This window comes from Paenibacillus sp. KN14-4R (assembly GCF_052180255.1).
In the GTDB taxonomy this organism is placed as follows: domain Bacteria; phylum Bacillota; class Bacilli; order Paenibacillales; family NBRC-103111; genus Paenibacillus_AM.
This window is the reverse complement of sequence record NZ_CP197466.1, coordinates 3450594-3475169: the sequence shown is the minus strand read 5'-3', so window position 1 is coordinate 3475169 and position 24576 is coordinate 3450594. Positions and strand designations below refer to the sequence as shown.

The following is a 24576-nucleotide window of genomic DNA, read 5'->3' as shown; positions in this document are numbered from 1 at the left end:
TGAATCATACAAGTAATTTATTCACATGTAAATATGGGAATTTATTCTATATCAAACTGAATTGCCATAAAAAGTGGATGCTTAACCCTGTATGAATATCCGTTTTTTGGTAACGATACACATGGAGGTGATTGGTACATGACAGGAAGAAATAGTAAACCAGATAATGATGGACCAGCTAGTAATCCATCACGTCTTGATCAATTTGGAGATCATATGGCAGATGGACAGCCGCAACCGAAATCTGCGGTAGACGCTTGTGGAGCCAATGAAGAAGATCAGGAAGCAACTTTCGAATAACCGAATCCGCTGCGCGAATAAAACGTTCCTTCAATCATCCGCTGCGCGAATAAAACGTTCTTCCAATCGCTGTTGTTCTCGAGTTTCCTGAATGGTGGTTTAAATGGGTGAAACTCGATCACAAAGGCGACCGCTACGCTTTTCCAGAATCGTTTTATTCGCTCCGCTCCGAGCGGATTGATAGTGTGGAACATTTTACTCACTTCGCTTTGGCACCGAAAGAAAAAAGGAAATCCCCAATGTCCAATTGAACCCGACATTGGGGATTTCCTTATTTTACTTACTACATACCAAATGCTGCACTAACCTCTGAGCGGAGCGGACACAATGATTCTGGAAAAGCGACAGCGGTCGCCTTTGTGATCGAATTTCAAACCATTTTAAAACCTAATAAAGAAATTCGAGAACAACAGCGATTGAAAGAACATTGTGTCCGTACAGCGGAGTTAAGCAACAACTACGCTCTCACAACTTCGTCTTTACCAGCAGGCGTACCGTAATTTTCTAACTCTTCATCCACTCCATGATTGAAGCCATCGCGGTCGAACTCTTTCTCTGATACCGCAACCACAAGGGAAGATACCGTTGTGCCTGTTGCGTTAACAGCTGTACGAGCCATATCGAGGATTGCATCGATACCAAGTACCATTGCCATACCTTCGATTGGAAGACCTGCTGCTCCGAGTACGACTGTCGTCGAGATCGATGCTGGACCAGGAACACCCGCTGTACCGATAGAGGAGATGGCTGCTGCACCGACGATGATCGCATAGTGATAGAACGTTAACTCCACACCATACACATTGGCGACAAACACAGCGACGATTGCTGGATACAACCCGCCGCAGCCGTTCATGTTAATGGTTGCCCCAAGCGGAGCGACGAACGATGCGATACGGTCGGATACACGAATCCGTTTGGTAATCGTTTCTAAGTTAACCGGAAGTGTTGCATACGAGCTGCGTGTTGTAAAGGCAACAGCGATGACCGGATAAGCTTTACGGAAGAAGCGAATTGGATTTACTTTTGCAGCGAACAAGACAAGTCCACCGTTCGTGATAACCATTTGAAGGATTGCTGCCAAGTACACAGCCAAGATAACCGGACCAAGCTTTGTTAAGGAATCCAGACCATATTTGGCAGCCATTGCTGTCATAAGTCCGAATACGCCATAAGGTGTTAATTTGATCACGAACTTCGTTACACGGAACATGATGGCTTTGAACGAATTGATAAAGTCTTTAAAAGGTTTCACCACTTCAGGCTTTCTGTGACCTTCCACGATAATCGCAACCGCGATGAAGATTGCAAAGATAATGACCGGAATGATTTTGCCCGTAGACATTTCAGCAATAGGATTTGACGGAATGTTGTCCGTAATAATTTGCAAGAACTTCGGAACTTCTCTCGCTTTAAAGTCTGCTACTTTCTCTAGCGGGAATCCAGAGCCGACATTGAAGATTTTTGCTGTAATTAGACCGAATATTGCGGCAATTGCAGTTGTACCAATGAACAAACCTATTGTTTTAGCTCCAACGCTTTTTAACTGCCCCGGATCGGTTAGGGTAGTAATAGAAGAGATAATGGCGGTTACGACGAGTGGAATAACGATCATTTTGATTAAGCTAATATATACCGTACCAAAGAGCGCGATATCCAATGCATCTTTTTGGAAAATAGCCCCGACTGCCACTCCGAGAATCATCGCGGCCAATACGCGAATACCGAAACTTACTTTATACCTGCCTAGTACATATAGGAGTGCGAGGAGAACGATTGCAGTAACCCAGCTTGCCCAATACATGTAGAATTCCTCCTTTAATGGGTGTATGAAACTTTAATCCCGTTAATACCAAGTTGTTTTGTTGGAATTAAATTTATTATGAAATTAGATTCTTGTCAATAGTTATTTATGTAAAAAAATAACCCGGCTGCTCAGGCGAGCATCACGGGTTATTTGGCGTTTAGTAAATGGTTGTAATTGCTGTAATCAATATTTTCCCTGGTCAGGAATCGTTTGAGACTCGCATAGTCTTGTTTTGGAGTGGCTAGAATGTATCCTTGGACACAATGTTCTTGCGTGACTTCGGAAGCTTTTTCATTGAGTGCAACCTCACCGATCTTAGCAGCAATCGAATGTCGGGCAATATCGCGAAAAGGAGCTGGCACCGGAGAGACTAGCTTATCCAAAAATTGTTTAGAGTCATCTGTCCATAAGTGTCGAGAGTTTTCGACGTAATGATTTTGCCAATCCAGCTTGGATTTACCATCTTCTTTTGGTAGTACCTTGAGGAACTTGCGGAACATGAAGAATCCACCGATTGCCATGAAGCCTACCATAATAAATAACCAGAAGAAGATCATCCACATGAAACCTGTATTAACGTCTCCCTGCATATCCATTTCACCTCTACCCTACATTATAACGCATTCATAATTCGATTCCTAGATTTCTGATGCATTTCAAGGTACAATTGTGTGAAGTTAGACAATAAAAAGATACACAAAGGTGGTTTTTTTATGCCGAAAATCGGATCGCATGTTTCTTTTTCAGATAAAGGGCTGCTGAATGCAGCGAAAGAGGCAGTATCATACGGCTCCTCTACATTTATGATCTACACAGGTGCGCCACAGAACACGCGCCGTAAGCCAATTGAAGAACAATTCGTTGAAGAAGGCCGCGCTGTCATGGCGCAAGCAGGCATGAACGAGATTATCGTTCACGCGCCGTATATTGTAAATTTGGGTTCCTATAAAGACAATACGTACGAACTCGGGACTTCATTCCTGCAGCAAGAAATTCGTCGCACCGATTATCTTGGCGTAGGCAACATTGTGCTTCACCCTGGTGCATATACGGACAAAGATGCGGAGTATGGCGTTGCGCGTATTGCCGAAGGTCTGAACGAGGTGTTAGAAGGCTGTAAAGACACGAATGTTAATATTGCACTTGAGACAATGGCGGGTAAAGGGACGGAAATTGGCAGAAGCTTTGAAGAGCTTGCCGGCATTATGGACAAAGTACAATATAATGAAAAGCTCACGGTCTGCTTTGATACCTGTCACGTGCATGATGCAGGGTATGATTTAGTGAATGATCTTGATGGGGTGCTGGATCATTTTGACCGTGTTGTAGGATTAGACAAGATAGCCGTTCTTCACTTGAACGATTCCAAGAATCCTCGCGGCGCAGGTAAAGACCGTCATACACCGATTGGTTCAGGCTGGATTGGTACAGAAGCGATGCAGCGTATCGTCAATCACGAGAAATTGCGTCATCTGCCTATGATTCTGGAAACACCTTGGATCGGAAAAGATGCCAAGACCCAGCGTCCGATGTACGAGACGGAAATTGCGTTGTTAAGCGGTAATTTGGAAAGCCGTTATGGCGGCAACTTCATGTCCGATATCGAAAAGCTAGCTTTCTATGCGGAAAAAGAGGAATTTGATCCTCGTAACTACGTACTTCAAGTTTGGGAATTGCTCAAAACCGATGCAAAAGCGAAGAAAGCGGACCCTCGTGAACCGATGGAACGCTTGTATGATTGGGTTATCGAGCAGCGCATTTTCAGCGAATTGACAGAAGAACAAATTAATCAGCGTCTAATTGGATGGTTTGCAGGTAAACAGCTACTGAAGTAAGCACACAAGTTAGGAGAAATGAACAATGCAATCCAATTTACAAAATAGAGCGCGCATGCTCATCTCATGCCCGGATCAACCTGGGATCGTAGCTGCGGTATCCAAATTTTTGTACGAGCATCAAGCCAATATCGTACAGTCTGATCAATACACGATGGACCCCGTAGGGGGCATGTTTTTCATTCGTGTGGAATTTGACTTGCCGCATTTGGAGGATCACTTGGAGAAGCTGAAAAATGATTTCTCCGAGCAAGTGGCGAAGCCTTTTCAGATGCAGTGGAGTCTTTCTCTAGCTAGTCGCAAGAAGCGTTTGGCGATCCTCGTTTCGAAGGAAGATCACTGTCTACTCGAATTGCTATGGCACTGGCGTGCAGGCGATCTGGACGCTGATATTGCGATGGTCATCTCGAATCACAACGATATGCGTGAGCTTGTTGAGCCATTCGGCATTCCCTATCATCATGTCCCCGTAACTCCTGAGACGAAGCCAGAAGCAGAACGTAAGCATCTTGAATTGATGGACGGCAAAGTGGACTTGGTTATCTTGGCACGTTATATGCAGATTATTGCTCCAAAGTTCATCGAGCATTACGACAAACGGATTATCAATATTCATCATTCGTTCTTACCTGCCTTTATTGGAGGTAAACCGTATGCGCAAGCGCATAATCGCGGCGTAAAGCTTATCGGGGCTACGGCTCACTATGTGACGGAAGAGCTGGATGGCGGCCCGATTATTGAGCAGGATGTGCAGCGTGTGAGTCACCGTGATAATGTGGATGATTTGAAGCGAATCGGTCGCACAATTGAACGTACCGTGCTTGCACGTGCTGTGTCATGGCATGTCGAAGACCGAATCTTGGTACATGGGAACAAAACAGTCGTTTTTAATTAAAAATAGAAGGTTAGATAGAATCGCAGGGCGAAGATGCTCTGCGATTTTTTATGTTTATATCTTCAAGCTGGAATAAAAGGGGACTACCCAAGCGAAGAATAGTTCTGTATGTATAAAATTAAAATTTTGTATGTTTTATCGAGTTGAAGTGGCAAAGTGCGAAAGTAAATGATAGAATAGTCAAAATAATCTGTTTATGAAAGAAGTAGTTTAATTTGATTAGGGGGTTAATTTTTCATGACTGCATCAACAAAAACTTTGGAAAAGCGGGCGGTTGATACGATTCGTACGCTCGGAATTGACGCCATTGAGAAAGCGAATTCCGGGCATCCGGGCATTGTGATGGGTGCTGCTCCGATGGCATACGTCCTATGGGCTCAGCACATGAAGCATAATCCTGCAAATCCGAATTGGGTGGATCGGGATCGATTTGTTCTATCTGCTGGGCATGGATCGATGCTGTTATATAGCTTGCTGCATCTTTGCGGATACGATGTAACCATCGATGATTTGAAAAACTTCCGCCAATGGGGCTCTCGGACTCCAGGTCATCCTGAGTTTGGGCACACAGCGGGTGTCGATGCAACGACTGGACCGCTTGGGCAAGGGATTGGTATGGCGGTCGGGATGGCGATGGCTGAAGCGCATTTAGGTGCTACATATAACCGAGATCAATTCGATGTGATCAATCATTATACATATGTGCTTTGCGGCGATGGCGATATGATGGAGGGTGTATCTTCCGAGGCAGTATCACTTGCAGGTCATTTGAAGCTCGCTAAGCTGATCATGCTTTATGACTCGAACGACATTTCACTCGATGGCGAACTGAACATGGCATTTTCTGAAAATGTAGCCAAGCGCTATGAAGCGTACGGTTGGCAGGTACTTCGAGTAGAAGGTCAGAACGACCTGGAAGCTATCTCATCTGCGCTCGCTGAAGCTAAGTCGGACCTGACTCGTCCTACCCTCATTGAGGTAAAGACGACTATTGGTTACGGTTCGCCGAATAAAGCAGGTAAAGGCGGCCACGGCGGTACACACGGTTCTCCACTTGGTGCAGAAGAGACAAAGTTAACGAAAGCTTACTATGGTTGGGAAGATGTGCCTGACTTTCATGTGCCGGAGGATGTGCGTGAGCACTATGCACAAATAAAGAAACAGGGAGTAAGGGCAGAGCAAGCTTGGACAGGGATGTTCTCGGATTATGCGAAGGCATATCCTGATCTTGCCCAGCAGTTCCAAATGGCAGTAGCGGGAGAACTGCCAGAAGGCTGGGATCGTGAACTGCCGACATATTCACCAGAGGATAAGCCTATTGCTACGCGTGCTGCTTCAGGCAATGCGATTAATGCCCTTGCACCTAAGCTGCCCATGCTGATCGGGGGTTCCGCGGATTTAGCAGCATCGAATAATACGGAAATTAAAGGTGCTCCAGTGTTCCACTCGGTGGACTATGCGGGGCGCAACCTCTGGTTTGGGGTACGTGAGTTTGGCATGGGATGTGCACTAAATGGGATGAGTCTTCACGGTGGTTTGCGTGTGTATGGCGCGACATTCTTCGTATTCTCGGATTATTTACGTGCATCGATACGGTTAGCGGCGTTGATGAAGCAGCCTGTTATTTATGTGCTGACACATGATTCCATTGGAGTCGGTGAAGATGGCCCGACACATGAGCCGATTGAGCAGCTGCCTGCGCTACGTGTCATTCCTGGTATTACCGTTCTTCGTCCAGCTGATGCAAATGAAACGACAGAAGCTTGGCGTTATGCGCTGAGTCACACAGATGGACCTTATGCGCTCGTACTGACGCGTCAAAATCTGCCTCATCTCGAAGGTACAGCGAAGTATGCACGTACGCACTTGGAAAAAGGAGCATACGTGGTAGCAGATGCACCAGACGGTACAACACCACATGCGATCGTCCTCGCAACAGGTTCTGAAGTGCAGCACGGTGTAGCGGCGCAGAAACTGCTTGCTGAGCAGGGGATTCATATCCGCGTCGTGTCGATGCCAAGTTGGGAATTGTTCGAGAAACAGCCGCAGGCATATAAGGATTCGGTCATTTTACCTGAAGTGAAGAAACGTCTTGCTGTTGAGATGGCATTCCCACTCGGATGGGAGCGTTATGTTGGTGATCAAGGTTCGATCCTTGGCATTTCGACCTTTGGCGCATCCGCTCCGGGAGATGTGCTGCTGCGTGAATTCGGTTTTACAGCGGAGAATGTCGCGGAGCGAGTGAAGGCTCTTTTGTAAGAAGGATAATAATAAAGTAAAGAAAAAGCTATCCTCTCGTCGATGACAAAGGGGATAGCTTTTTTGCATTATTTTACAATAATTGGGTTGATGAGATCTTTCCTTCTATAGATACCAAGAATCAGGCCAAAAGTTGCGAGGGAGAGGATTAAATTCAGTCCTCCAACTGAAAGAATAGGAGTTGTAATCCCCGCAGGTGGAATCAATCCAAGAGACATAAGTGGACCGTAGAGCAGTTGAACACCGAGGTAAGCGCTTAGTGTTAGAGTAAGTAATTTACCGTAGGAGTCGCGTGTTCGGATACTAATCTTGAATAGATTTACAACAAGGGTCAGGAGTAAGACGAGAAGCACTGCACCAGCAAGCCAGCCTATTGCATGTATGAAATAAGTGAATATAAAATTTGTAAAAATATCGGGTACCTTGTGTTTGAAAACGCCTGCTCCATGTCCCCACATGCCGGATTCTCGAATGCTTTTAAGAGAACTAGCAGTTAAGGGATCTATGTTAGACCAGCGAACGTTCAAATGGTTCTTGATGTAATTCATTCTTATAAAAAATAGAATACAAAGCAAGATGAGATGAACGCCGATTATGCTTACAAATAGGACTTTCATTTTAGGGGCAAACCATAGGAGCGTTAGTAATCCAACTAAATAAATGCCATACTGAGATAAATCAAGTGTAGTCCAGAAAAATATAAAGGGTATAAGGACAGCTAATCGCAAAACAAGCTTGTTTATTTTTTGATTGTGAAGTGGATGCTGTACAATACCACATAAACCAATTAACAACATATAAGATGCAATTGTATATGCCGATATGGAGAAAGGTCCTATCCGCAGATAGGGTGATCCATTGATTGAAACCTTTGTATAAATCGTGAAGACAATCAATAAAAGTGCCCCGATATAAAGGTGCCAAGAGTATTTTTTAATTTTACGATAATCGAAAAACATGCATCCAAGCATGAAACAAATGCCAATAAATAAGTAAAAAAATCTTAAGTAATAAGGAGCGGCATACATCATGTAGTATTTTTCAGTAGAGGTATAGAGTATCATCAACACCGCAAACCCAACCAACACCCCGATCATCCCTACAAGCCACCAATCTGTCTTCGGACGGTGCACCTTGTTAAATCCTTTTCCGACATCGACGGGGTCGCCAAGCTGTTTCACAGCAAGTTTTCCTGCTTCTTCCTCGGTATGACCGTCTGCTATGTAATCATGAGTCAGCTCTGCATAATGCCCCTCAAGCTCCTGACGAATAACGCCATGCAGTTCCTTCGCCTTGATGTGCTGGCACACTTGATCCAAGTAAGATTCAATTGACTCCTTACTCATACTTTTCCCTCCCCGAGCACGAGGTTGACAGTGGAACTGAACACTTGCCACTCTTGCTTCTTTTCACCTAATAGCTTGCGACCTCGATCTAGGAGTTTGTAATATTTCCGTTTGCGGCCTTCGGACTCGTCCCAATAGGCTTCAATCGAGTTGTCGGCTTCCAGTGCGTGGAGAATAGGGTAGAGTGTGCCTTCTTTAAATTGGAAAATACCATTTGATAACCGTTCCATCTCCTTGGTCATCTCATAGCCGTACATCGGCTTCTTCTCTAGTAGATTAAGAATAAGAATGACGGTACTTCCTTTCATTAACTCCTTGTTAATGAGCATGGTTGGAACCTCCTTCATGACGAGTATTCATAGACCTCATATTTCGATGCATCGAATATCTAGGTATAAGTATATAAATAAATCACCTAACAATCAACTAAATATTCCGAAAATTAATAAGGTAGTAAACAAAAAAATCCCTCATCTTCGTCCAGAAGGGGATTTAAATCTCTCTCTTCTATCTACTTTCAGCAGATAGATTGTTAAGAAAGGTTTCCTCGGAAAGACGGAGGGTTGTCTATGTCCTGAAAAGCGAAGCGCTCGCCTTTGAAATCGTATTCCAGCCTTATAACCTAATCAAGGAATACGATTTCAACAGCGATGGAAGGACATAGACAAACCCGTAGTCATTCTACATTAGGAGTGTTTCTTCTCAATCTCCTGCCCCATCCAATCCTCATAACACTTTACAGCTGAACAAAGATCGTCTTCACCAAGACCTTTGCTTAGTCCCATCTGGAACACGCTTGTTGCCGCGTGAAGCAGAGGAGTCGGAAGTTGGAATTGACCAGTTAGCTCGCTTGCAAGCAGTAAATCCTTCAGCATCAACTTAAGGGAGAACTGGTTCGAAAAGTCACGGTTCACGATCTTCGCGCCTTTAAGTTCCGCTTGTCTGGAATTTGCAGAGCCTGCGTTTACGATTTGCAAGAATTGCTCTGGATCAAGACCTGCTTTAGTCGCGATAGACAAGCCTTCTGCTAGACCAATGAGATTGATCCCAACCATCGTGTTGTGTGCAAGCTTCGCATTGGAACCAGCCCCTGATGGACCCATGTATAGAATCGTTTTACCCAAGTCAGCGAACACATCGTATACAGCATCGAATGCTGCGCGCTCTCCACCGACCATGAAGGTAAGGGTTGCACTTTCAGCAGCCGGCTTACTTCCAGTTACAGGGCTATCTAGGAATTGTACACCTTTTGCCTGAAGATCCGCATAGATACGACGGCTTGTCTGAGGTGCGACCGTAGAAGAATCAATGATCGTAAGACCCGTACGGACACCTTGCATAATGCCATTTTCTCCGTAAAATACACTTTCCAGTGCTGTATCATCACTAAGCATTGTAATAAGTACATCTACTGCACAAGCAGTTTCAGCTGGCGTTTCGGCTATTCTTGCGCCATGCCCCTCTAACTCAGCAGCTTTATTTGCTGTTCGATTGTATACAATCACTTCATATCCCTTGGCAAGTAAATTAAGCGCCATTGGTCTGCCCATTGTACCAAGTCCAATAAATCCTACTTTTTTCATCGTTAATCACCCCAACATATTGTATCACGAAAAATGAATATGAGAAGATTGAGAGTTGCGCTGCAATGTCGACTAAACTTGCAAAAAATAGGCCAAATCAGTATGCTTATAGGTATTAAATATAGCTTGACAAAGGAGAGTAAATGGATGACAACCTTGCGATTTGACTACAGCCCTGCACTCGCTTTTCTTTCCCAACATGAAGTGGATTATTTAGCCGAACCAGTTCGTCTTGCTCATGAACAATTACATAAAGGAACGGGTGCTGGTTCCGACTATTTAGGTTGGATCGACCTACCCGTTAATTACGATAAAGAAGAATTTGCTCGTATCCAAAAGGCAGCTGCTCAAATTCAATCCGATTCTGATGCGCTTGTTGTCATTGGTATCGGCGGTTCCTATCTTGGCGCTCGCGCTGCGATTGAAAGCTTGTCTCATAGCTTCTACAACTACTTACCTAAAGAACAACGCAAGACACCTGAAATTTATTTTGTCGGTCAAAATATTTCTTCTACGTACGTGACACATTTACTTCAACTTCTGGAAGGTAAAAACTTCTCTGTAAACGTGATTTCCAAATCTGGAACAACAACAGAGCCTGCAATTGCTTTCCGTATTTTCCGTGAAGCATTGGAACGTAAGTACGGGAAAGAAGAAGCACGCAAGCGTATTTACGCAACAACGGATTCTTCCAAAGGTGCACTTAAGCAGCTTGCAAATGCGGAAGGTTATGAATCTTTCGTCATTCCTGATGATGTAGGTGGACGCTATTCTGTGCTTACAGCGGTTGGCTTATTGCCAATTGCTACTGCTGGCATTGACATTGCAGCGATGATGCAAGGTGCGGCAGATGCACGTGAAGAGTTCTCGAACCCGAACTTAAGTGAGAACAAAGCATACCAATATGCGGCTGTACGTAACTCGCTATACCGTAAAGGGAAAGCGATTGAAATCTTAGTCAACTACGAGCCATCGCTTCATTATGTGTCCGAATGGTGGAAGCAATTGTTCGGTGAGAGTGAAGGTAAAGACAATAAGGGCATTTATCCGGCATCTGTAGATTTCTCAACCGATCTACATTCGATGGGACAATTCGTGCAAGAAGGTTCCCGTAACTTGTTCGAGACGATTATCGTGGTGGACAAAGCTGCGGAAGAGATCGTCATCGGCGAAGACAGCGAGAACTTGGATGGACTTAACTTCTTAGCGGGTAAGACAATGGACTTCGTGAACAAGAAAGCGTTCCAAGGAACAATGCTTGCGCATACAGATGGCAATGTACCGAACTTGATTGTGACAATCCCTGAGCTTACGCCTTATACATTCGGTTACTTGGTGTACTTCTTCGAGAAAGCTTGCGGCGTATCCGGCTATTTAATGGGTGTAAATCCATTTGACCAACCGGGTGTTGAAGCCTACAAGAAGAATATGTTTGCTCTACTTGGTAAGCCAGGTTATGAGAAAGAGAAAGCAGAATTAGAATCCAGATTGTAAAATAAATCCAATATATCCATAAAAACAGCTCATTTCTTGGAAATGGGCTGTTTTTTCTTAAATATTTTTAAGAAAAATAAAAATCAGATAAAACACCGTTGTAAAAGGAAGGACACTTCTGTACAATGAAGTGCAACAGAATACGTAATAATTGACAATAAAAATAAAGAGGTCGACATGATAGCACATTATAGAACGTTACAACAGTTGGGGTCGGCAGAAATCATCATTAAGAAATCACGATTCATCGGATTTGCGACACCTGTGAAATCCGAGGAAGAAGCCATTCAATTTATTGAGAAAATCAAGAAGGAACATTGGTCAGCTACGCATAATTGTTCGGCTTATATGCTCGGAGAGCGTGACGAGATTCAGAAGCAATCTGATGATGGCGAGCCGAGTGGTACAGCTGGCAAACCTATTCTTGAGGTAATTAAGAATAAAGGTCTTAAAAATGTAGCAGTCGTCGTAACCAGATATTTTGGTGGTATTATGCTAGGTGCTGGTGGATTGATTCGTGCATATACAGATGGAGCAGTTGCAGGTATTGAGGCAGCCGGAGAGATTGCGCAAGTTCTTCACAGAGAGGTATGTCTAGAGATCGATTATACATGGCTTGGTAAGGTGGAAAATGAATTACGTAACCGAGAGATGAGAATGGGAGAAACACAGTTTACAGATCGTGTCATTGTAACTTGTTATCCATTAGCAGATGAGGCAGATCAATTTAAGGAATGGTTGATTGATTTGACTCAAGGACAGGGTGTCGTTCGCCTGGGAGAAGAGCAGTATATGGTTCATCACGAGTTTACATAAACAGGGTTAGATCCAATTAATGAGAGCACTCAGCGGGGGGAAGTCCAATGGCGAGGAAAGCAGTAGCACAAGAGCTTAGTCGGGAGCGTATTTTATCGGGTGCAAGGGAACTATTTAGCGCTTATGGTTATCGCACTTTAACCATGCGAAGCATTGCCAAGTCATTGGGATATAGTCATGGCGCACTGTATTATCACTTTACAGAAAAAGCGGAGCTTTTGTATGAGTTGATTTTACGCGATTTTAATGAAATGATACTGAGGCAAAGAAAAATCGTAACAGAAGCATCTCATATGGATATTCATGTGCTGCGAGCTGTCATGATGGATTTCATTGAATTTGGACTTAATCATCGTTATCATTATGAAGTTATTTTTATGATGAATGAAGAGGAATTAACGTCCTACTCTAAAGCCGATCAAGCGCGTTACTTAGAGCTATTCTCAGGTATTATTTGTGAAGTTACGTGGGGCAAATCGAATGTAGACGCACAGTTTACCTTACCATGGAACATCTTTATGAGCTTGCATGGCTATATCGCTTACTACATATTTTATGGGAAGGCGTTCGAGCAAGTCCAAGAGTTAGCAGAGAACCATGTGAATTATTTATGCGGTATTGTAAAAATGCATCAAGCAGGACCAACCCCATTGCTCTTTACGAGTTAATTGTCAGAATATTCCTTCAAGTTATAAATCGTTTTTTTTCGCTAAACCATGGTACAATAGCAACAGAAGAGAGCGAAAGGGTGAACGAGAGAAGTGAATTTAACGAATTGGTCGGAAGAAAATGTAGAGTTTATGTTTGAAGAGATCAAGCGTAAGCTTAGAATGGCTACAGGTGGCTCGATTAAAGGGAATTTTAACGAGAGCTTATATGAGGATTTAAAGGACTTATATGATCTAGTTGTGAGTAAAGATTCTTTTTCAATCTCAGAGATTGATGCGATAACTTCGGAGCTGGGTAAGCTTCGTAAAGTATAAGATTCAACAATTGCAAAACATCCTGCTAAGGAAATTCCTTTAGCAGGATGTTTTTTAATTTGCACTTGATTTGGTTTGGGGTTCACGGAATGTAAAATAGCGGTGACCCAAGTAATTCAATATCGTATAAATACCGTTTCCGAGTAGGACAGCTGCATTTTCGACGAACCTAGAAGAAATAGTTGCCCAAATGAGTGTTAAACCTTGTGTGATCCATAGAGATACACTGTAAGATACCCCAAAGCATACCGCGATGACAAGACCAAATTTCCACCAAGACGAGCCGACTGTAGCATCTGAACGAAACGTGAAAGTACGATTGAGAAAGTAACTGCACACAGCACCTACGATGTTACCAATCGATGTAGCAAGCCAGTAATTCCACCCGAGTACATTCAAGATGATGAAGCTGACAGAAAGACCCACTAAGGTGTTGAGCACACCGACAAGAAGGAAACGAACAAACGACCCATTAAGCAGCTTACGTATTGTGTGCATTAGGTCGACCGACTTCTAACGAGATGATCAACTGTCGTATCGATTGAAGATGCTTGTTTATCTTCTTGCGTGTTTGTAGCTGCAGGTATGAACTTTTCAATAATAAATAGCGGACGGTGTTTGACCTCACGGTATATTTTTCCGATGTATTCCCCAATGAGCCCGATGGCCAAGAGTTGGATGCCGCCGATGAACCAGACAGATAAAATTAAGGATGTCCAGCCGGATACTGCGCTGCCATAGAACTTGCTGAACAAAGCGTACACTAAAGCAACTAGGCTTATAGCGAAGAACAGAAAGCCTGTTAATGTAACTAAACGAATCGGCTTGATACTAAAAGATGTGATGCCATCTAGGGCAAACGAGAGCATCTTTTTCAGCGGATACTTGGATTCACCAGCAAAGCGTTCGAATCGATCATAATACACTTTGGTAGATGGGAAACCGATGAGTGGAACGATGCCGCGTAAGAACAGATTCACTTCTGGAAAATGTTCCAGGTGTTCGAGTGTACGTTTACTCATGAGTCTATAGTCAGCATGGTTATCATGAATGTTTACACCCATGCGGGTCATTAATTTGTAAAAGCCTTGGGCTGTAGAACGCTTAAACCAAGTATCTGTCGTACGGCTTTGACGAATACCATAAACAATATCATAGCCTTCATGAAATTTAATGACGAACTCGCGGATCGCTTCTACATCATCTTGAAGATCGGCATCAATGGACACGACACAATCGGAATATTCTTTGGTCTCCATGAGACCGGCTAGTAAAGCACTCTGATGACCACAATTGCGAGATAACTTAAGTCCGCTCACGAGTGGATTAGATTTTGCAAATCCTTCGATTAATTCCCATGTACGGTCACGGGAACCGTCGTCAACAAACAGTACACTGCTTTGTGGAGAAGCAAGATTATCCACTATTAATTGGTTCAAGACGACATTTAGGCGACTGACCGTTTCGGGTAGTACCTCTTCCTCGTTATAACAGGGTACAACAAGGGTCACAACGGGGTGTTCGATCGATTTTTTCATAAAAGGATAGGTCACCGTTCTTTCCTATATGTATATGAAGCCCATTATACCTTAAAAAAGGAATTGTAGCATCGCTGCATACAATTCCTTCTATTTTTGAGATAGTATTCAAGTTTGTATCAATCTTTTTTCTTCAAAAAACGCTCGCCAATGCCCTCGAATTTTTCGGTAAATCTATCATAAGCTTTCGTATTTACCATCCACTCTGCGAGCTTCACACAACCATAGGCGAATGCCATGCCTGCAACAACATCGATGACCCAATGGATTTTCAAGTACAATGTGGAAATAATAATGGATGTACAGTAAATGCCGATCAGCCAGCGGTACCACTTACTCTTTTCTTTCATGGATAAAAGAAGAGCAGCAAAGGCAATGGAGGTATGCATGCTGGGAAAGCAATTTAGAACGGTTGTATATTCGTGTGCCGCACTCTCAAATGTCCGCGCGAGCATATCAGGTGTGCCTTGCACGTACCACACTTCCTGCAAAAACACGGTATTGTAGAAAACCAAGATGAATGGTGTTTGCAGTAAATAACCGCCTAGTGCATAAACGCCCATCTTTTTTACATCTTTCGTAAAGAAGGCGCGAATAATACAAATCCAATAAGAGAGTGTGAATCCATTCATATATACCCAAGACATATAATGGGTTAACCATTTTGGTTGCCAAATTCGCATCCAAGCTGCATCGTTAAACGGGATGGAATTAAATAGTTCATTCCATTTAAACGCATATTTGATGTTCTGGGTCTGCCAGCCAACAACATCATGCCATAACGGATTAGCGTACTTATAAATGAAGAAGAATATGGTAAGCGTTACAAGACCCGCGGGGATAAATTGTCCCCATGTGATGTTCTTCATGTCCTTGTTTGTCCCATAAAGAGCGAGTAAAAGGACTAGAATACTCATAAAGCCCCATCCATCTACTTGTGTGACGCCGATTAATACGGCAGCTGTTAACAGCCACAAGAGAGGCATAAATAATTTTAAATTAAACAATGAAGTTTCATCCCCGTTCTATTCTCAGATAGCATTTACTATTATACCGTTTGTTGTCTGAGGGGCAACAGTTTTTCGTTAGAAGAACATACAAGTAAAGGAGCTTATCTAGATGAAATTTACGAATGTCGCTTTAATTTTACTTAATACATGTATGCTTGTTTCTGGACAGTTTCTTTGGAAAGTCGGCCTGACACGGAAAGCAAACTCTTTTGAAAGTATACGAAGCGTTATAGAGTTGTTTTTCTCTCCTTGGATCTTTGGTGGTTTAATCATTTACGGGCTGGCTACGGTACTTTGGGTGTTTATTCTTACACGTGTAGATATTTCGGTTGCTTATCCGCTGCAAAGTATTGCTTATATTATGACCGCATTCGGAGCGTATTACGTGTTCCATGAGAGTCTGACTCTAATGAAAATCATGGGATGTTTCGTCATATTAATCGGTGTTGCCATGATCGGCTACTCTTCCAAAATATCATGAAAATAAAGACACGATTCACCAGCAATCGCCGCTTGTTGTGGACAATCCTCATGGTTTCTTTTGTAATGAAAGTGGTCGTGATTCTAACCAGCGGCGGACACTTTAATCTCGAATCGGATGACATGTCTTATTTGAGAACAGCGCAAATCTGGCTGGAAACAGGGGTGTTCACCTACAATGATCCCACTCGTCCAACGGTATTTATCACACCAGCCTTGCCTGCGATCATAGCTTTGTTCATGCAAATATTCGGCACGAACTACGCGCTGGAGCAGGCTCTTCGAATTTTGCAGACGATGATGATGACCTTCTCTATGTATATGTTGTATATCATTGGGCGCCGGATTTGGAATGAGCGAGTTGCACTTTGGGGTGTGGGGATATCAGCCGTATATTTACCTTTATGGCTTGTTTCGTTCTTAATATTAACGGAAGCTCTATTCATCTGCTGCTTAATGCTGCTTATTTATACAGCTCTGCGAGCGATGGAGCGGCCAACGTGGAAGTGGGCGATCTTATTTGGCCTTTGTTGGGTAGCTGCAACGTATGTACGTCCTACGATTGCGTTGTGGCCGGGTATCTTCCTATTGTTGCTTTTCTATTGGCGCCAGATTCCTTGGAAAAAGGTATTGGGGTGCGGGGTTATTGCTGGGATTGTCTTCACCTTATGCCTTACACCTTGGTGGGTTCGTAATTATGAAGTATCAGGGGGCCAGTTTATACCTCTGACAAAATCAAGCGGGAATCCAATGCTGCTTGGTACTTTTCCATTTCATTTCCCACCGATTGAAGAGCAGCGAACCTGGCACCAGACAAATGATCTGTGGGTGAATGATGAGTTTGATAAACAGTGGGCGATAGAGCGGATTAAAAAAGGATTCATTGAACAGCCGCTATTGTACACTGCATGGTATACCATTGGAAAGTTCGGATTTTTTTGGGGTGATGTGTTCTATTGGGTTCGAATTGCGGGTATTCCACCCATTTTCGTATGGGCATCACATTATCTACTCCTTATAGGTGGGGGGATTGGCATATGGCTGTCTCGGCACAATCGGGGCGCGCTTTTGTTGATTACGTTATTTGGTTACATGACGATCTTGCACATGATTTATCTCGCACATGGCAGGTACGCTGTTGTACTGATGCCGTTTGTCGCTTTATTTGCTGGTGTCGCGATCGTTCGTCGGTTGGATCGACGGTGTACATGAATATTAGGCCGTCTATGTAGAGCCTCATATTTCTTCCTAAGGTGGTCCTAAACCTTCCTAGACCTAAGACGGGGGAGCCTTCCCATCGGTGGTCGGTTTTGTTAATGAAATGCATCGCATACAATTAGATCAACAGAGAGAACGATAAATGAAAGGTGCGAGTATTCATGAAAAAAGAGAAGGTTGTCATTCTATCGGGGAATTTTGGAGATGGGCATCGTCAAGCTGCTCAAGCTGTTCGGAAGTTTGTTGAGCGAAGCCGCCCCAACGCAGAGGCGATCGTTATCGATTTCATGGAGCTGGCACATCCTCACATCCACTCCCTTTCGAGATATATCTATATGCAAAGCATTCAGAAATTCCCATCTATCTACGGATTTGTTTATAATAAAACGCGCAAAACAAACACATTTTCAGATCTATTAAAAAAGACAAATCGGCTAGGTGTTAACCGCCTATTAAGACAATTAGAGGCTATTAATCCTTCCGTCATCGTTTCGACGTTTCCACTTGCATCAGGTGCACTTTCTGAGCTTAAAGAGCATGGACTGCTCAATATTCCAACGATGACAGTGATCACTGATCATACGAGTCACAGCTATTGGGTTTATCCGCACACCGATAAGTATATCGTAGGGTCTGAGAAGGTTCGTCAAGAGCTGTATGCAAATGGTGTAGCGGTTGATCAAGTCGAAGTAGCGGGTATTCCAGTTCGTGACGAATTTCGTGAAGCGTATGATCGCAGCACGCTTCTAGCGAAGCATGGACTTAATCCGAATAAACCGATTGTTCTTGTAATGGGCGGTGGTTGCGGACTAATGGGAGCGGAACTCGTTAAGAAAGTGAATACTTTCGAGCAACTGGCATGTCCCACACAGTTTCTAGTGATTTGCGGAAGCAATGAACGGGTGAGAAGTCAGCTGGAAGAAAGCGTGCAAGGTTCTAAGCATGATTTTCGTATCATGGGTTATATCGATTATGTACACGAATTGATGGCCATTGCCGATACAATCGTAACAAAACCAGGTGGTCTTACGATAAGCGAAGCGATGACCATGCAATTACCGATGGTCATCTACAAGCCGCTGCCAGGTCAAGAAGAAGATAATGCACGTTTCTTACTCGAATCGGGTGCAGCCATGCAGGCTGAGTCCTTAGATGATTTGATCAGTAAGCTTTCCCAGCTGTTCCATAACCCTATGATGCTTCAAGCGATGCGACTTCGTCTGTCGCAGCTCTATGAGCCGCTGTCTAGCACGGATATCGCAGATATTGTGTTTGGGGTTGAAGCAACCAATACCCACCACTATCCAGATCGATTATCCGGGAATGTTACTTATGTGATGTAGCTAAAGAGAATCAGAAAAAGCCAGCTAAGAGTGATATGATACGCTCTCTTAACTGGCTTCTTTTCTTATGTCTACTTTGCTAAACCTTTCCGCAAATAGGCCACATAATAAATCATCGCCACGAAGATTGAACCACCGACAGCATTACCAAGGAAAACAGGAACGAAGTTCGTCAAGTAGTCCATCCATGTGTAGGAGCCAGCAAAAATCGCTGCGGGGATAAGGAACATATTGGCCACAACGTGCTGGAAGCCAATGGCAACGAAAGCCATTGTGGGGAACCAAATACCCGCAATTTTACCGACAACATCATTGGAACTGTAAGCAAGCCATACAGCTAGGGCCACTAGCCAGTTACAACCGATACCTGAGATGAATGCTTGAAAAAAGGAATCGTGTATTTTATGTCCAGCAAGATCAATGGTTCTCTCCAGAAAGACACCGGTTTCCGTTAATCCAAGTACGTGTCCAAAGAAATAAGCAACGAATAGAGCACCAAGAAAATTACTTAGAGTAATCCAGAACCAGTTCTTCATCACTTGAAAGCCACTGATTTTGCGTGCGTACCAAGCCAGTGGAACGGCCATCATGTTTCCAGTTAGTAATTCACCGCCTGCAATTACAACAAGAATAAGACCGACTGGGAATACAGCTGCACTTAAGAAAGTAGTAAGACCGCTTAACTCAGGAGGCATGCCTGCGGATACGCGGATAGCTAGTAAAAATCCGATGGAGATGAAAGCTCCAGCCGCAAAGCCAAGGGCAAGCATACTTGGTATACTCATTTTTGCTTTTGCTAGGCCAGTTTCAACTGTATTTTCTGCAATTTGTGTTGGTTTATAATAGGACAAGGTCGTTCACTCCTTATAATCGTTCTTGGATAAGATTACTTATCAGAATATAACCTCTTTATTATATGAAGTTTGTCCAGTATTTCAAGTGATTTTTTTCACAACAAGAAACATGAATACGGAAGAAATTTGCCATTGAAATTTTGTCGTAACTTGCCGATATAAGATGAAGGTGTACTTTTCATCTAATCTAATAAATACACGAGGAGTGTGAGGCATGCGAGTTTCAATTATCCGCAGATGGTTGGTGGCGGCGGTAGCGATTTTAATGATTTTAACAGCTCCGTTATCTGTGGTACAAGCTGCAGAAACAGACGATGATGTTTTATCTGTAACACTTAATCCAAACACGAAACAGACGATGTACGTAGGTGAGACTAACCTAAATTTCAATCTAAAAGCAGACATGAAGACGGGTTCACCTAAGGATGTGACAGATGTCGCGATTTGGTCTACGTCAAATTCATCAATCCTTACTGTTGATAAAGGTAAAGTAGCCGCTAAGGGTAAAGGGACGGCAACAGTTACCGGACTATATAGGGGGAAATCAAGTAGTGTAGAAGTAACTGTACATAAATATGGATCTTTGGAACTAATTGCAGCTGAAAAGCTATTAAAGCTGGGAACCAAAGATATCAAATTTACGGCAGAAGCGAAGTACGATAAAGACGATACCAGAGAACTGACAGCTGGTGATACGAATGATGTAACGAAGGAAGTTACTTGGAAATCCTCAGATGATAATGTGGTTACAATCAAGCAGGGTGAATTAGCTCTTCATTCAGCGGGTAAAGCCAAGATTACGATCTCATACTTAGGTATGACAGATTCCGTAGATATTGAAGTCATTTCTCCTTATAAGGATATCGAGATTATTAAAGATGGCAGTGCCATTAAGAATCTTGAATTCATGATGGGAGATAAATCAGCTCAACTTCTTGCGCAAGCTACAATCGTGGATGCGGCTAAGAAAGATAGCGATGTGTTTCAGAATATTACAGCCGATGCGATTTGGACTTCTTCCACTCCATCCGTTGTTACGGTTGAAAAAGGTCTTGTAAAGCCAATTGCACCTGGTAGTGCGAAATTGACAGTTACATATCTAGGAAAAACGGCAGATGTGAACGTTATAGTGCGTCTTCCATACCAAGCGTTAATCTTAACACCAGACAAAAAATCATATGATTTCTTCTTGGAAGATCAGCCTCTAAGAATTACGGCTGAGATGATGAATTCCTCTCACACGAAGACTGATGTGACGGCAAATGCGACTTGGAAAAGCAGTGACAATTACGTAGCTACTGTAAGCGGTGGGCTCATTACACCAAAAGGCCGTGGGAACGCTACAATCACAATTGAACACTTAGGCTTGACAAGCGCTGTTCAAGTGAATGTTTACAAACCATTGCTTGAACTTACAGTTGATAGCAAAGACAAGGACAAAGAAGATAAAAGCAAAGCTTCTATGACTTTGTTTAAAAATGAAGTACTAGCGGTACCTAAAATTACTGGCAAGCAAATTGATGGTGATACGATTGATTTAACTGCCAAAATGACTTGGACAAGCACCCTTGCAGATGGTAAAAATGGGGATGATATTGCAAAAGTCGTAGATGGTAAAATTATTGCAGGTAAAAAAGGAAAAACGACATTAAGAGCAACAATGAACAAGCTGACAGTTACAATCGAAGTGGAAGTGCAGGAAAAAGTGCTTGCACTGATCCCAACGGAGATGAACATCAGCCTTGTGGCGGGTAAAAATAGTGAACAAGGTAAATCCAATTTGCCAGTTGTAAGAGCAATCTTTGAAGATGGTACAGAAATTGATAATATTGCAGATAAGATGGATTGGAAGGCTTCCAGCCCTAACCTACTTGTCAAAGAAAATGATATGAAAGGTCTCTTGGCAAGTCGTGTGACGCTAAAAGGGACTTATATGAATAAAACGGTAACGATTTCTGTAACAATTGAAGATGAAGTTAAATCAATTGTTGTAGAACCTGATGTGATCGATCTGAACCCAGGTCGAAGCAAGTCGATTAAAGTCGTAGGTACTTATGTAACTGGGAAAGATATCACATTAAGCAGTAAAGTAACATGGGTGTCAAGTGATCCGACAATTGCAAGCGTAAAAGGTTCAACTGTGAAAGCCCTGAAAGAAGGGACAGTTACTCTTTATGCGAATTACCAGGATAAGCCGATCAGCGTTACTGTTCGGGTGCTGCCGAAGCTCAATAAGCTTTTTCTGTCAGAGACACGCGCAAAGCTAACCGTAGGACAAGCTCAGAAAATTGATCTGACAGCGTTGTTTGATAACGGTAAAGTAGTTGACGCGACTTCTGAGGCGACATGGTATTCGAACAATCCGTTGATTGCGACTGTTGACTCAAAAGGTAACATCAAAGCGGTGAAAAAAGGTTCGACATCGATTAAAGCAACCTATAATGGAAGAAGCATTTCCATATCGGTAACAGTAAAATAAGCTATCCTTTATAACTTAAAGAGGACCTGAGCACTTTATCCGTGCTCAGGTCCTTTCTTTATTCGTTCTTATTAATCCAATCAGAGAAAAGCATACTATATACCGCGTGATCGATGTAATGATCATATAACCATTCAGACTCTCTAGCGATTCCTTCAAATGTGAAACCGAGTCGTTCAGGGAGGGCGCGGCTTCGATAATTGTGCAAGCCTGCTCGAATTTCAACACGATGCATGCCTAGTTGTGTAAACGCATAAGATAGGATTTCCCGGCATGTTCGAGTCATGATCCCATGTCCTTGATAGGGCTTCGCAAGCCAATAGCCAAGGGAAGTCTTTTTGTTGCTCCAATCCATCGCATGAAAGCTGATCATCCCACATAATGTGGAGTTCCAATAAACACCTGAAGTAAAGCCATTATTATTTGTGAACTGAACAGAGGTGGCTTCAATAAAAGCTTTGGTGTCATCTACACTTCTTGTACCATCCACCCAAGGGAGCCACTCCCGTAAGTAGTTTCGGTTTGCCTGAACAAGCTGGAATAACGCTTCTGCATCTCTAGGTTCGAAAAGTTTGAGATAAAGCTGATGATCAATCACGTGTGTCAGCATAAGGATCCCCTTTTCATGAAGATGTAGGCCCATTTGAACTTATGATTTTCCTGTATTATGATTATAGGGTTGAATGATTGCTTAAACAACATCTAATTACATCATGATAGGAGCTACAATACGATGTTGAGCGTTCTGGTTAGCATTTTTGTCATCCAAATCATTTACGTTTCATTTTTCACCTTGCGTATGATTTTTACCTTGAAAGGTCAGCGGTACCTGGCCGCCATACTGAGTACGCTTGAGATTGTCATTTATGTTCTAGGATTAAACATGGTACTCCAATATGTGAATCAACCGATTAGTCTAATTGTATATGCGTGTGGATATGGATTAGGCGTGCTTGTGGGCTCGTGGATTGAAGGGAAAATTGCACTGGGTTATGTCACATTGAAAGTGATAGTAAATGACCCAGAGAGCGGTTTGCCGAATCGGCTTCGGGATATGGGTTATGGCGTGACATCGTGGATTGGAGATGGTCGTGATGGTCATCGCCTCGTACTTGAAGTACTTGCCAAACGCAAGAATCAGAAGATCCTGTACAACTCCATTTTGGAAAATGATCCGAAAGCATTCATCGTAACGATGGAGCCGACTCAATTACATGGTGGTTTCTGGACACGTTCGACAAGAAGATAAATGATATGAAATTCAAATAACGTGTAACATGAAGAAATAACTCTCGATTAACGAGAGTTATTTTTGTTTTCCTGGAAGGGACGCAGGAATTTATCTGGAATTTTCGTTTCAAAACGCAGCTTTTCACCTGTTGTTGGATGCTGGAAGGCGAGGACACGTGCATGAAGGCCAAGTCTACCCATCATATTGTTACGGGAACCGTACTTTTTATCGCCAACAACAGGATGTCCGATATCTTGCATATGGACCCGGATTTGATTCTTTCTACCTGTTTCTAGATTCACTTCAAGCAGGGAGAATTCACGGCTCTGCTGCAGCACTTTATAGTGTGTTATCGCCTTTTGTCCATCGTTTGGATACTGGCTGGAGTACATGAGCAGCGTTTTGCTTTCTTTAAGCCAAGAAGTGATCGTGCCAGATTCTCGCTTAACGGCACCTTCAACAAGAGCAACATACGTACGTTCCTCGACTGCTTCTTGCCATGCATTTTGCATCTTCTGCTGGGCTTCTTCGTTCTTCGCAAACATCATCACGCCTGATGTATCACGGTCAAGTCGATGGACGACGAAGATTCGTGCTTTTGGATTCGTACGGCGGACATGGTCAGTCAGTTGATGATAAGCCGTATTTTCTTTTTCAGTTGCTGTTGCAATAGACAACATGCCGGAATCCTTTTGAATCACGATAATGTCGTCATCCTCATGTATGATCCGTATACCGCTTAGTTTTACTTCTTCGACGATTTTCTCCCAGCTAATTACGACTTCCTGACCAGGTTTTAAGGGATGATTAAACTGTGTTACAGCTTTACCATTTATAGAAATTTGACCGCGCGATAGGATGGATTTAATGGAATTACGTCCGCGACTTGGTAATTTTTCGATGACGAAGTTCATCAGTTCGGCTGGCTCTGTAACGGCAAGGCGGGTTACTTTCTCGGTTGCAGTGTTAGAATTTTTTGTTTTGCTTATATTCGATCTAAAAGAATTTTTTTTCCTATTCATAGAGTTAAACCGCTCCATCATGCTTTATTTTACCTACAACTATACCATGGAAATTAAAGTTTCTGCAAAATAACGAGTGTTAA

At 43.0% G+C, this 24576-nt stretch carries 24 protein-coding genes; 13 read left to right on the top strand and 11 right to left on the bottom strand.

Annotated features, from left to right (window positions below; genetic code table 11):
* The first annotated feature begins 138 nt into the window (after positions 1 to 138).
* Positions 139 to 300 (top strand): hypothetical protein, encoded by a 162-nt coding sequence (locus tag ACSBOP_RS17005; protein WP_442601704.1) that lies wholly within the window; start codon positions 139 to 141, stop codon positions 298 to 300.
* A 457-nt stretch (positions 301 to 757) separates the two neighbouring features.
* Here the strand turns inward: ACSBOP_RS17005 and ACSBOP_RS17000 are convergent, their stop codons facing one another.
* Together ACSBOP_RS17000 and ACSBOP_RS16995 are read right to left on the bottom strand one after the other, a co-directional pair.
* Positions 758 to 2104 (bottom strand): dicarboxylate/amino acid:cation symporter, encoded by a 1347-nt coding sequence (locus tag ACSBOP_RS17000; protein WP_442601703.1) that lies wholly within the window; start codon positions 2102 to 2104, stop codon positions 758 to 760.
* 149 nt (positions 2105 to 2253) lie between these two features.
* Positions 2254 to 2697: a DUF2621 domain-containing protein gene (locus ACSBOP_RS16995; protein ID WP_442604513.1), complete on the bottom strand. Its 444-nt coding sequence runs from the start codon at positions 2695 to 2697 to the stop codon at positions 2254 to 2256.
* Between the two features lie 123 nt (positions 2698 to 2820).
* On the opposite strand from ACSBOP_RS16995, the gene ACSBOP_RS16990 reads away from it, so the two are divergent.
* From ACSBOP_RS16990 to tkt, 3 genes are all read left to right on the top strand, one after another.
* Positions 2821 to 3942, top strand: a complete 1122-nt coding sequence (locus ACSBOP_RS16990; protein ID WP_442601702.1) for a deoxyribonuclease IV — start codon at positions 2821 to 2823, stop codon at positions 3940 to 3942.
* A gap of 25 nt (positions 3943 to 3967) precedes the next feature.
* Positions 3968 to 4837: a formyltetrahydrofolate deformylase gene (gene purU, locus ACSBOP_RS16985; RefSeq protein WP_442601701.1), complete on the top strand. Its 870-nt coding sequence runs from the start codon at positions 3968 to 3970 to the stop codon at positions 4835 to 4837.
* 237 nt (positions 4838 to 5074) lie between these two features.
* Positions 5075 to 7096: a transketolase gene (gene tkt, locus ACSBOP_RS16980; protein ID WP_442601700.1), complete on the top strand. Its 2022-nt coding sequence runs from the start codon at positions 5075 to 5077 to the stop codon at positions 7094 to 7096.
* 68 nt (positions 7097 to 7164) lie between these two features.
* On the opposite strand, the gene ACSBOP_RS16975 is transcribed toward tkt, so the two are convergent.
* The 3 genes from ACSBOP_RS16975 to ACSBOP_RS16965 form a co-directional block, all read right to left on the bottom strand.
* A complete protein-coding gene (locus ACSBOP_RS16975; protein WP_442601699.1) occupies positions 7165 to 8442 on the bottom strand; it encodes an FtsW/RodA/SpoVE family cell cycle protein in 1278 nt (425 codons plus the stop codon).
* A complete protein-coding gene (locus tag ACSBOP_RS16970) occupies positions 8439 to 8771 on the bottom strand; it encodes a PadR family transcriptional regulator (protein ID WP_442601698.1) in 333 nt (110 codons plus the stop codon). The genes ACSBOP_RS16975 and ACSBOP_RS16970 overlap by 4 nt, the downstream gene beginning before the upstream one ends.
* 357 nt (positions 8772 to 9128) lie before the next feature.
* Entirely contained in the window at positions 9129 to 10025 is an 897-nt protein-coding gene (locus tag ACSBOP_RS16965; RefSeq protein WP_442601697.1) for an NAD(P)-dependent oxidoreductase, read from the bottom strand.
* A gap of 147 nt (positions 10026 to 10172) precedes the next feature.
* Between ACSBOP_RS16965 and ACSBOP_RS16960 the strand changes: the two genes are divergently transcribed.
* From ACSBOP_RS16960 to ACSBOP_RS16945, 4 genes are all read left to right on the top strand, one after another.
* Entirely contained in the window at positions 10173 to 11519 is a 1347-nt protein-coding gene (locus ACSBOP_RS16960; protein WP_442601696.1) for a glucose-6-phosphate isomerase, read from the top strand.
* Positions 11520 to 11696: 177 nt separating this feature from the next.
* Positions 11697 to 12335 carry a YigZ family protein gene (locus ACSBOP_RS16955; protein ID WP_442601695.1) on the top strand — a complete coding sequence of 213 codons (639 nt, stop codon included), beginning with the start codon at positions 11697 to 11699 and terminating at the stop codon, positions 12333 to 12335.
* 47 nt (positions 12336 to 12382) lie between these two features.
* Positions 12383 to 13003: a TetR/AcrR family transcriptional regulator gene (locus ACSBOP_RS16950; RefSeq protein WP_442601694.1), complete on the top strand. Its 621-nt coding sequence runs from the start codon at positions 12383 to 12385 to the stop codon at positions 13001 to 13003.
* 93 nt (positions 13004 to 13096) lie between these two features.
* Positions 13097 to 13318: a DUF1128 domain-containing protein gene (locus tag ACSBOP_RS16945; RefSeq protein WP_442601693.1), complete on the top strand. Its 222-nt coding sequence runs from the start codon at positions 13097 to 13099 to the stop codon at positions 13316 to 13318.
* Positions 13319 to 13372: 54 nt separating this feature from the next.
* Here the strand turns inward: ACSBOP_RS16945 and ACSBOP_RS16940 are convergent, their stop codons facing one another.
* The 3 genes from ACSBOP_RS16940 to ACSBOP_RS16930 all read right to left on the bottom strand — a co-directional run bounded on the left by ACSBOP_RS16940 (position 13373) and on the right by ACSBOP_RS16930 (position 15863).
* A complete protein-coding gene (locus ACSBOP_RS16940) occupies positions 13373 to 13816 on the bottom strand; it encodes a GtrA family protein (protein WP_442601692.1) in 444 nt (147 codons plus the stop codon).
* Positions 13816 to 14856 (bottom strand): glycosyltransferase family 2 protein, encoded by a 1041-nt coding sequence (locus ACSBOP_RS16935; protein ID WP_442601691.1) that lies wholly within the window; start codon positions 14854 to 14856, stop codon positions 13816 to 13818. The genes ACSBOP_RS16940 and ACSBOP_RS16935 overlap by 1 nt, the downstream gene beginning before the upstream one ends.
* Before the next feature lie 119 nt (positions 14857 to 14975).
* Positions 14976 to 15863: a phosphatase PAP2 family protein gene (locus tag ACSBOP_RS16930; RefSeq protein ID WP_442601690.1), complete on the bottom strand. Its 888-nt coding sequence runs from the start codon at positions 15861 to 15863 to the stop codon at positions 14976 to 14978.
* A 112-nt stretch (positions 15864 to 15975) separates the two neighbouring features.
* On the opposite strand from ACSBOP_RS16930, the gene ACSBOP_RS16925 reads away from it, so the two are divergent.
* The 3 genes from ACSBOP_RS16925 to ACSBOP_RS16915 all read left to right on the top strand — a co-directional run bounded on the left by ACSBOP_RS16925 (position 15976) and on the right by ACSBOP_RS16915 (position 18907).
* Positions 15976 to 16347, top strand: a complete 372-nt coding sequence (locus ACSBOP_RS16925) for an EamA family transporter (RefSeq protein ID WP_442601689.1) — start codon at positions 15976 to 15978, stop codon at positions 16345 to 16347.
* 50 nt (positions 16348 to 16397) lie between these two features.
* Positions 16398 to 17558, top strand: a complete 1161-nt coding sequence (locus tag ACSBOP_RS16920; RefSeq protein ID WP_442601688.1) for an ArnT family glycosyltransferase — start codon at positions 16398 to 16400, stop codon at positions 17556 to 17558.
* A gap of 167 nt (positions 17559 to 17725) precedes the next feature.
* Positions 17726 to 18907 carry an MGDG synthase family glycosyltransferase gene (locus ACSBOP_RS16915; protein ID WP_442601687.1) on the top strand — a complete coding sequence of 394 codons (1182 nt, stop codon included), beginning with the start codon at positions 17726 to 17728 and terminating at the stop codon, positions 18905 to 18907.
* Positions 18908 to 18978: 71 nt separating this feature from the next.
* On the opposite strand, the gene ACSBOP_RS16910 is transcribed toward ACSBOP_RS16915, so the two are convergent.
* Complete coding sequence (locus ACSBOP_RS16910) at positions 18979 to 19758, bottom strand: formate/nitrite transporter family protein (protein WP_442601686.1); 780 nt, start codon at positions 19756 to 19758, stop codon at positions 18979 to 18981.
* 217 nt (positions 19759 to 19975) lie between these two features.
* On the opposite strand from ACSBOP_RS16910, the gene ACSBOP_RS16905 reads away from it, so the two are divergent.
* A complete protein-coding gene (locus ACSBOP_RS16905) occupies positions 19976 to 22240 on the top strand; it encodes an Ig-like domain-containing protein (RefSeq protein ID WP_442601685.1) in 2265 nt (754 codons plus the stop codon).
* A gap of 58 nt (positions 22241 to 22298) precedes the next feature.
* On the opposite strand, the gene ACSBOP_RS16900 is transcribed toward ACSBOP_RS16905, so the two are convergent.
* Entirely contained in the window at positions 22299 to 22850 is a 552-nt protein-coding gene (locus ACSBOP_RS16900; protein WP_442601684.1) for a GNAT family N-acetyltransferase, read from the bottom strand.
* Between the two features lie 123 nt (positions 22851 to 22973).
* Between ACSBOP_RS16900 and ACSBOP_RS16895 the strand changes: the two genes are divergently transcribed.
* A complete protein-coding gene (locus tag ACSBOP_RS16895) occupies positions 22974 to 23489 on the top strand; it encodes a DUF2179 domain-containing protein (protein ID WP_442601683.1) in 516 nt (171 codons plus the stop codon).
* Positions 23490 to 23536: 47 nt separating this feature from the next.
* Here ACSBOP_RS16895 and ACSBOP_RS16890 read toward each other — a convergent pair whose 3' ends face one another.
* Positions 23537 to 24493, bottom strand: a complete 957-nt coding sequence (locus ACSBOP_RS16890; protein ID WP_442601682.1) for an RluA family pseudouridine synthase — start codon at positions 24491 to 24493, stop codon at positions 23537 to 23539.
* Between the last annotated feature and the right edge of the window lie 83 nt (positions 24494 to 24576).